The following is a 6,534-nucleotide window of genomic DNA, read 5'->3' as shown; positions in this document are numbered from 1 at the left end:
TCCCTTACCTGGATTCCCTGGAGGATAGTTTTCAGGTCTTAATAAATAACCTGCTATGTTTAAAAAGGGTTCTATTTCCTTTCTTCTCCAGACATGATTTCCAGTTGTTATTACATCAACTCCATAAGATTTTATCTCCTGAGCAACGCTTGGTGTTATACCAATTCCACCAGCTAAATTCTCGCCATTGGCTATTGTTAGAGATATATCATTCTCGCTCTTAAGTTTTGGGAGTATCTCCTTTACAGCCATCCTACCCGGCTTTCCAACAATATCCCCGATAAAAAGTATTTTTATCACTATAACTCCATAAAAATCAAATAATATATATGACTTTTAAAATATTGGATGAATTATATTAAAATGAAAAAACTAATTACTATAAAAATTAAAAAGTAAATTTATATTTTAAAATATTATATTTAAATTATTATTTTTCAAACTCAATATCAAAAAAAACAATTCTCCATTCATCTTCTTCCTTTATCAATGGGACTTCAATTTCTTTTATCTCTTCTTCATCATATGAAAGGGTTGTTAGATTTACTGTAACTTTTGAATTCTTATATCCAACATTTGAAGACAAAATTTCATATCTAATTATTTCCTGAAAATCCTGCATTTTTTTTATAAAATCTTCTGAAGAAAATAGCTCCTTATTTTCTTCACATAAATAAGAATAAGCTTTCGAGTAATCTTTATTTATTAGACTTTTAAAAAAATTATCTACAACTGGTTCTGGTTTTGGACCTTCTAAAGCTTTTTTGAAACTCTCACAACCAGTTAAACTAAAACAAATCAATATCACAAGAAAAATAAAAACAGTGTATTTTATCAAATTATTAAATTTTTTGAAAGTTAACTTATATAAATCTTTTTTCATAATGTGTGCTAATTAAACAAAAAACATATAAAAATCTTATATTATTTTTATTCTAAGTATTCATTTTATTAATTTCTTTTCTTATTATAAATCAATATAGTTACATTAGCTTTAATATTCAAATTGTCTTATAAAATAAATATGATTTTCAAATCCTATTGATATTTAAAAAATTCTAATTCTTTTTATTTTTAAAAATTCTATATAAAATTCTATGCGAAATAAAGTAAAAATAATAATAGATCTATTTCATAAAAGTTTAATTAAATTGACATAAAAATATTTTATATTATATAATTAACACGTGTTAATATTTAATTCATTGATTTTTAAATGTGTTAATATTTAATTCGTATATTTTTAATTATGAAGAAATACCCTACTACAAAAGATATTGCTAAATTAGCAGGTGTATCCAGGACTACAGTTTCCTTTGTTCTAAATAATCGGACAGATGTAAAAATATCTGAAGGTACTCGTCAAAAAGTTTTAGACATCGCTAAAGAGCTAGATTACTATCCCCACGCAATAGCTACAAGCCTTGTTAAAAACAAGACAAAAACAATAGGTTTAATTTTATGTCAACAATTAGAAAGTGTATTTTCTGATGCCTTTCTCCCCCGAGTCATTTTAGGTGTAAGCACAGTTGCACAAAAAAGAGGTTATAAGATTCTTCTCCAATATATTGAAGAAGTAACTAAGAAAGATACTTATTATCATATGGTTAGAGAAAAGAGAATAGATGGAATAATTCTTTCAGGTCCCCGATCAGATGATGAGGAACTTTACAAACTAAAAGAAGAAGATTTCCCAATTGTATTAATGGGTCAGATAAATGATGATAGTTTTAGTTGTTCCGACATAGATAATGTAAAGGCAGCAAAAAAGGCGGTACAACATCTAATATCTCATGGTCACAAAAGGATTGCTATTATTACCAATGCTCCACTTAATTACACAGCAAGTGAATTAAGATTACTCGGATATAAGAAGGCTTTACAAAAAAATTCTATAACTTATGATGAAAAGCTTGTAGGCATAGGAAATTTCACACCACAAAGTGGTTTTGATGCCATGCAGAAACTGTTGTCTATTAAAAAATTGCCAACTGCAGTTTTTGTAGCCTCTGATGTGGTAGCTTTTGGTGTAATGGATGCATTAAAGAAAAGGGGTATTAAAATACCACAAGATATTGCATTAGTAGGATTTGATAATGTGAATCTATCAGAATATGTTGACCCTCCTCTCACAACTATTAATTTACCTGGATTTGAGATTGGAAAAAATGCAGCTAACCTTCTCATAGATAATATCGAAAGTAATGAAAACAATAATAAAAAATTTATCCTGGAAACACATTTAGTTATAAGAAAATCATGTGGTTATAATTCAAAATAAATTTAAAACTCAATTTTTAAAATTTAATATTTTAATTCAATAATGTAAAAAATTTCATTATTAAAAAAATTATAAAATAAATAAATCAAAATAATTATAAAATAATAAATTTTATCATTTTAAAAATGGGAGGTGATTATATAGAATTTAAATAAATCTCTATTAATTGGTATTGTAAAATAAAATTAAGGAGGGAAAATGAGAAAAAAGGTATTAATACCAATAATAATGTTGATATCGTTGATGACATTTACAATGTCTTGTGCCCCAGCTCCTGAAGAGAAGCCTAAAGGAGCTGTGACTGTTCTTGGTGTGTGGGGAGGCGATGAGCTGACCAACTTCCAGGAAGCAGTATTCCCATTCACAGATGAAACAGGTATTGGTATGGCATTTGAGGGTACGCGAGATTTAGCAGCTGTTCTCACCACAAGAGTTGAAGCAGGAAATCCACCAGACTTGGCAATATTACCAAACCCAGGTCAGATGTATGAGTTAGCCGAAGATGGTAATCTTATTGACATTAGTAAATTCATGGATATGGACAAATTAAATACGAATTATGCAAAAGCCTGGTTAGATTTAGCAAGTTATGATGGTACTCTATACGGAATCTTCTATAAGGTAGCTAATAAGAGTCTTATCTGGTACAATCCCACAGCCTTTGCAGATGGAGGGTATAATATTCCAACAACATGGGATGAATTAATAGCTCTTTCTGATAAAATTGTTTCTGATGGTAAAACTCCCTGGGCAATAGGTTTTGAAAGCGGAGCTGCAAGTGGATGGCCTGCTACAGACTGGATCGAGGATATCATGCTTAGAACAGCCGGACCAGATGTATATGACAAATGGGTTAGCCATGAAATTCCATGGACAGATCCAGCAGTTAAAACTGCCTGGGAGACATTTGGTGAAATAGTTGGTAAAGAGGATTATCAATATGGCGGTACTACAGGAACACTTACTAGTTTCTTTGGAGATGCACCAGCTTCACTATTCACAGATCCTCCTGGAGCTTACATGCACCGTCAAGCAAGCTTTATTACTGGCTTTTTCCCAGAAGGAGTTGAAGCCGTAACTGATTATGACTTCTTCCCATTTCCACCAATCGATCCAGCATATGGAACACCGGTTTTGGGTGGAGCTGACTTGATTGTTATGTTTAATGATACACCAGAAGCTCGTGAACTAATGAAATATCTTGCTTCCGCTCAACCTCAGGAAATATGGGCTTCTGCAGGTGGATTCATCTCACCTAGTAAAGAAGTTAATCTTGATTCCTATCCTGATGAACTTACTAAAAAGATGGCAGATATGGTAGTAAAAGCTGAGGTCTTCCGCTTTGATGCTTCAGACCTTATGCCTGCAGCTGTTGGTGCTGGATCCTTCTGGTCAGGAACTTTGGATTATGTTGGTGGTGAAGATCTAGATACTATTCTCGGAGACATTGAAGCCAGTTCTGTTGAGGCTTACAAATAAGTACTGATACTATGAACTATGTTAAGGCAATCCACTTAATTGTGGATTGCCTTAATCATCTTATTAAAGATATAAATAGTTTGTTTTAAAGGAAAAATTATCATGAAGAAGACAAACATATGGGCGTGGCTTTATATAATACCAACATTATTGATATTAGCATTTTTTTTAGTCTATCCAGCTGTTAATACATTATTTTTAAGCTTTTTAGATAGAAAATCAGAATTATTTGTTGGATTTAGTAATTATATATTCGCTTTTACTAATAAGAACATGCTCTATGCATTTAGAAACAATCTTATCTGGTTAGTCGTATTCACAGCTTTTACAGTATCGTTGGGCTTGATTCTTGCAATTCTTCTTGATCGTGTCCGATATGAATCTGTAGCAAAATCTATAATCTTCTTGCCAATGGCTATATCTTTTGTAGGTGCTGGTGTTATTTGGAAATTTATATATGCCTATAGACCTGCAGGCTCACCTCAAATCGGAATCTTAAATGCAGTTTTAAGTAAGGCTTTTAATTTAGAACCAGTTGGATGGCTCATCAATAAGACAGTAAATAACTTTGCACTTATCTTTGCTGGTGTTTGGATATGGGTAGGTTTCTGTATGGTTATCCTATCAGCAGCATATAAAGGAATACCAAAAGAACTTTTAGAAGCAGCACGTGTAGATGGAGCTAATGAGTTACAGGTTTTTTGGCGTATCATTCTCCCAGTGATGAAACCTACAATTGCAGTTGTCATTACAACAATGATAATAAATGTTCTCAAGGTTTTTGACATAGTTTATGTCATGACAAATGGTGAATTTGGAACTGAAGTTGTTGCTAACAGGATGTTTAAAGAAATGTTTCACTTTCGGAATTTCGGACATGCAAGTGCCATTGCAGTGATTCTATTAGTAGCTATTATCCCTGTAATGATAGTTAATATCCGTAGATTCAGGGAACAGGAGGCTTTAAGATGAATAAGAAAATTGCAAAATTATTTTCACGTCCCTTACTTCATATTGTTATTATTTTTATAAGCCTAATGTGGCTTATGCCCTCTGTAGGACTACTTATAAGCTCATTTAGAGCTAGAAATGATGTACTAAGCTCTGGTTGGTGGACAGTCTTTCAGCATCCATTTGAATTCACTCAGTACTCTTTAGAAAATTATACTCAAGTAATTACAGCAAGTGGACTGGGACGTGCATTTCTTAACAGTTTAATTATAACCATCCCTTCTACAATTATTCCTATAATGATAGCTGCATTTGCAGCTTATGCTTTTGCTCGTATGGAATTTCCAGGTAGACAGATAATATTTATAATTGTAGTGGGTTTATTGGTTGTTCCTCTTCAGGTGACATTAATTCCTATTTTAAGAGTATATAACAGATTAGGATTATCGGGTACTTTCATTGGAATCTGGTTAGCCCACACAGGTTATGGTTTACCGTTTGCTGTATATTTACTTCGTAACTTCTTTGGTGCTCTTCCAAAAGATATTTTTGAGTCAGCTTTTCTTGATGGTGCATCACATCGTACTGCTTTTTTTAAATTAGCATTGCCCTTATCTGTTCCTGCATTAGCTTCACTTGCAATTTTCCAATTTCTATGGGTCTGGAATGATCTACTTGTAGCACTAATATATTTAGGAGGAACTGAGAAAGTAGCACCACTCACACTTAGATTAAGTAGTTTAGTTAACTCATTAGGTCAAAATTGGCATTTACTTACAGCTGCAGCATTTATCTCTATGATACTACCTTTGATTATATTCTTCTCTCTACAACGATATTTTGTACGTGGAATTCTGGCAGGCTCAGTTAAAGGTTAAAAAAATGCTAATAAGTAGGGCAAGGCTTTAGCCTTGCGAAAGTAAACAACCCTAAAGGGTTGCCCTACATACTAAAATTTATAGATTCTTAAAATATATATAAGAACAATAATTATTGGAGGTTAATATATTGAAAAATTTACCAGTTGTTGAGATTAAGAAGAAATCCCTTGATTCATATGTAAATATAGTTAGTAAAGAAAAAATTGAAAAGATTAAAAATTACTCATCTAATCTAAAAGGTTTAAAAGTTTTGCATGTAAATTCTACTGCTTATGGTGGAGGGGTAGCTGAGATTTTACAAGCTTTAGTTCCATTAATGAGAGATATCGGTCTTGATGCAGAATGGAGAATAATCCATGGCGATGAAAAATTTTTCAATGTTACAAAAGCTTTTCATAATGCTCTTCAAGGTATGAAAATAAAACTCAGCAATGAAATGAAAGATATTTACCTTAAATACAATAAGAAGAATGCAGAAAAATTTGAAGGTAAATATGATTTTATAGTGATTCATGATCCACAACCAGCTGCTATTTATCATTATTTAAAACCTTATCCAGGTATATGGATATGGAGATGTCACATTGACTTAACAAATACAAATATGAGCTTCTGGAATTTTATTAAACCGTATATTGAGATCTATGATACTTATATATTTACCCTCAAAGATTATGTTCAGGAAGGGCTCAACAATGAAAAAATATCTATTATCACACCTTCTATCGACCCACTCTCAGAAAAAAATGACCCATTAACTTTAAAAGAAAGTAAAAAGATTTTTAAAAATTATGGTGTGGATACATCCTGTCCTATAATTTTACAGGTATCAAGATTTGATCCTTGGAAAGATCCTTTAGGTGTTATTGATACTTATAAAATTGTTAAAAAGAAATTTCCAAATGTGCAATTGGTTATGGCGGGTTCTATGGCAACTGATGA

At 31.8% G+C, this 6,534-nt stretch carries 7 protein-coding genes; 5 read left to right on the top strand and 2 right to left on the bottom strand.

What is annotated here, in order from left to right; genetic code table 11:
* Both KKC53_07180 and KKC53_07175 read right to left on the bottom strand, forming a co-directional pair.
* On the bottom strand, positions 1-297 hold a 297-nt coding region (locus KKC53_07180; protein ID MBU2598929.1), incomplete at its 3' end, for a YmdB family metallophosphoesterase.
* 133 nt (positions 298-430) lie between these two features.
* Positions 431-883 carry a DUF4878 domain-containing protein gene (locus tag KKC53_07175; GenBank protein ID MBU2598928.1) on the bottom strand — a complete coding sequence of 151 codons (453 nt, stop codon included), beginning with the start codon at positions 881-883 and terminating at the stop codon, positions 431-433.
* A gap of 366 nt (positions 884-1,249) precedes the next feature.
* Between KKC53_07175 and KKC53_07170 the strand changes: the two genes are divergently transcribed.
* From KKC53_07170 to KKC53_07150, 5 genes are all read left to right on the top strand, one after another.
* Positions 1,250-2,281: a LacI family transcriptional regulator gene (locus KKC53_07170; protein ID MBU2598927.1), complete on the top strand. Its 1,032-nt coding sequence runs from the start codon at positions 1,250-1,252 to the stop codon at positions 2,279-2,281.
* Between the two features lie 198 nt (positions 2,282-2,479).
* Positions 2,480-3,760: an ABC transporter substrate-binding protein gene (locus KKC53_07165; protein MBU2598926.1), complete on the top strand. Its 1,281-nt coding sequence runs from the start codon at positions 2,480-2,482 to the stop codon at positions 3,758-3,760.
* A gap of 102 nt (positions 3,761-3,862) precedes the next feature.
* Entirely contained in the window at positions 3,863-4,732 is an 870-nt protein-coding gene (locus tag KKC53_07160) for a sugar ABC transporter permease (GenBank protein MBU2598925.1), read from the top strand.
* Positions 4,729-5,589: a carbohydrate ABC transporter permease gene (locus tag KKC53_07155; GenBank protein ID MBU2598924.1), complete on the top strand. Its 861-nt coding sequence runs from the start codon at positions 4,729-4,731 to the stop codon at positions 5,587-5,589. Before KKC53_07160 ends, KKC53_07155 begins: the two co-directional genes overlap by 4 nt.
* A gap of 130 nt (positions 5,590-5,719) precedes the next feature.
* A partial coding sequence (locus tag KKC53_07150; protein ID MBU2598923.1) for a glycosyl transferase family 1 occupies positions 5,720-6,534 on the top strand: 815 nt, incomplete at its 3' end.

This window comes from Actinomycetota bacterium (assembly GCA_018830725.1).
GTDB lineage: Bacteria > Actinomycetota > Humimicrobiia > JAHJRV01 > JAHJRV01 > JAHJRV01.
The sequence above is the reverse complement of the archived record's forward strand: the minus strand, read 5'-3'. Positions and strand labels throughout refer to the sequence as shown.

Excerpts from the sequence above, each read along its gene's own strand:
- KKC53_07170 (MBU2598927.1), top strand. The coding sequence starts at position 1,250 with ATGAAGAAATACCCTACTACAAAAGATATTGCTAAATTAGCAGGTGTA.
- KKC53_07175 (MBU2598928.1), bottom strand. The coding sequence starts at position 883 with ATGAAAAAAGATTTATATAAGTTAACTTTCAAAAAATTTAATAATTTG.
- KKC53_07155 (MBU2598924.1), top strand. The coding sequence starts at position 4,729 with ATGAATAAGAAAATTGCAAAATTATTTTCACGTCCCTTACTTCATATT.
- KKC53_07165 (MBU2598926.1), top strand. The coding sequence starts at position 2,480 with ATGAGAAAAAAGGTATTAATACCAATAATAATGTTGATATCGTTGATG.
- KKC53_07160 (MBU2598925.1), top strand. The coding sequence starts at position 3,863 with ATGAAGAAGACAAACATATGGGCGTGGCTTTATATAATACCAACATTA.